Here is a 2,445-nt window from a genome sequence, read left to right as displayed (position 1 = left end):
CTTCGGCATACTGGAGGGATTCCAGGAGTTCTTTGCTGTGAAAGCTCTTCCAAACCCATATATCATGAAGGTCCTTAAAGAAGAGGGTTTTGGAGCAGATTGTAGTTCTCTTCCTGAGTTATTACTTGCAGAGAAGACCGGGATCGTGGGTGAATCTATCATGTTCAGTTCCAACGATACACCGGCAGAAGAGTTCAGGAAGGCAAAGAAACTGGGTGCCATAATAAATCTCGATGATATCAGCCATATAAAATTCCTGGAAGATGAGGCAGGTTTGCCGGAACTTGTATGCTGCAGGTATAATCCGGGCCCTCTTAAGGAAGGCAATGCAATAATCGGCACACCGGAGGAAGCCAAGTATGGCTTTACCCGTGAGCAGCTCTTTGAGGGATACAGGTACATGAGGGATAAAGGTGTGAAGCGATTTGGCCTGCACACCATGGTGGCATCCAATGAGTTAGACCCACAGTATTTTATAGAAACGGCAAAGCTCCTTTTCGAGCTAATAGCTGATATTTCCAGGGAACTTGGCATAAGGTTCGAGTTCGTGAACCTGGGAGGAGGTATTGGCATACCATACCGTCCCGAGCAGGAGCCTGTGCCTTATGATGTCATTGCAAGAGGTGTCAGGGAGGAGTATGCAAAGATAATTGAGGCGAACGGTTTGGCTCCTCTTCGGATCTATCTGGAATGCGGGCGTGTCATTACCGGACCTTATGGCTACCTTATCACAACAGTCAGGCATCTGAAGCACATCTATAAAGACTATGTAGGTACTGATGCTTCCATGGCAAATCTTATGAGGCCCGGGATATATGGTGCATATCATCATATCACCATTCTTGGTAAGGAGAACGAGCAGCCACGGTTCAAGTACGATGTCACGGGTTCTCTGTGTGAGAACAATGACAAGTTTGCCATCGACAGGATGCTTCCTGAAGTGAAGCGCGGTGATGTCCTGGTCATCCATGACACCGGAGCTCATGGTTATGCTATGGGTTTCAACTACAATGGTAAACTACGGTCCGCAGAGATCCTGCTAAGACCAGATAGTAGCTTTGTACAGATCCGCAGGGCTGAGACTGTGGATGACTATTTTGCAACACTGGATATGGATGGTCTTAACAGTTTCAGTTAAACTGTAGTTTATGCTGGACCTCAATTTCCAGCATTTTATATCTTGCATTCTGTATCTTCTGCCAAAGATCACACATCTCTGAGGTTGATGAGTATCTTTATTAGCCCTCATGCAGCATGACTAATACTTTTGATCAGTGGCATATGCCAGAATCAATAAATATCTTATTTTCCTTTCACTGAGGTGAGCCTTATATACACGGCCACTAAAAAAGATCCTGAAACTACTCATTTACATAAGTATATTTCAAAGGGTTCTTTGTATGAGAATATTGATACTTGTCTGTGGTGAAGGACTTGGACATACAAGTCGTTGCATTGCCATTGCCAGAGAGCTTGTATCTGCAGGGCATAAAGTTCATTTTGGTGCGTATGGATATTCACAGAAGCTGATCGAAAGAAAAGGATATATGGTCAGTACCATTCCTTCAGAGATCACTCTGGTGGGTGAGGCTGGGAAACTTGATCTTAAAGTTTCTATCTTTGAAACAGTGAAAAAAGGCAGATTTAGGGGTATTCTGCTCCTTAAAGATCTCATCAGAAGCTTCAAGCCTGATGTTGTGATCTCTGATTTATTTTACCGGGATCTTGGCTTCAAAATCTATGCATGTATCATCTTATATCCTGCTGAACCAGTCCAACATGGAAGAATTCTTTATAACTAAAGGTGTTTCCGGCAGACTTCTTGGCGAACTGGTAAAGCAATTCTATCAGGGGGTTTTCAGGATCGTTGATGGTATAATCATTCCTGATTATCCCATGTCCTATACTATATGCAGAAAAAATATAAGTTTCGATAATAAGTTGATAAAAAAAGTTTTTTATAGCGGTCCTGCCGTGGGCAAGTTCTCTGAGGATGTTGAGCCTGCACAGGCGCAACATCCACATGTGCTTTCAACAATAGGTGGTTTTGGTTACAGGGAACCCCTTTTTAAAAAAATGATCAATGCAGCTGAGATGGATCCTAGGATACACTATACTTTGCTTGCAGGTCCGAGCGTGGATCCGGCTAAATTTACGCAATTACCTCCTAATGTTCGTACTCTGCAATTCATCAGTGACCAGTTCCCATATATTAAAAGTTCTCAGGTAATTATTGCTCCGGGAGGTCACAGTACTTTGATGGAAACCCCTAGCTTTGGCATTCCTGTACTTTCTTTTCCTGACAGCGGCCATACCGAACAGCAGAACAATGCCTCAGTAATAGCGGAAAACGAACTGGGGTACTGTCCTGATTATTCTGTTTCTCCTGATGAAATGCTCATGTATGTCAATGATATAGTGTACAATGGGAAATTTGTAGGGAAT

At 43.2% G+C, this 2,445-nt stretch carries 3 protein-coding genes; all 3 read left to right on the top strand.

Features of this window, described 5'->3' with window-relative positions:
- Positions 1–1,138: diaminopimelate decarboxylase (locus tag AB7U21_RS03630; protein ID WP_428387072.1), on the top strand; the 1,138-nt coding region annotated here is incomplete at its 5' end.
- Between the two features lie 262 nt (positions 1,139–1,400).
- Entirely contained in the window at positions 1,401–1,802 is a 402-nt protein-coding gene (locus AB7U21_RS03625) for a glycosyltransferase family protein (protein ID WP_428387070.1), read from the top strand.
- Positions 1,780–2,445 (top strand): glycosyltransferase (locus AB7U21_RS03620; RefSeq protein ID WP_428387068.1); only part of this gene is annotated, 666 nt, incomplete at its 3' end. The genes AB7U21_RS03625 and AB7U21_RS03620, both read left to right, overlap by 23 nt.

The sequence above is a fragment of the Methanomethylovorans sp. genome, assembly GCF_050177135.1.
Lineage (GTDB): Archaea > Halobacteriota > Methanosarcinia > Methanosarcinales > Methanosarcinaceae > Methanomethylovorans.
Note: the sequence above shows the minus strand (reverse complement) of the source record. Positions and strands in the feature narration are given on the sequence as shown.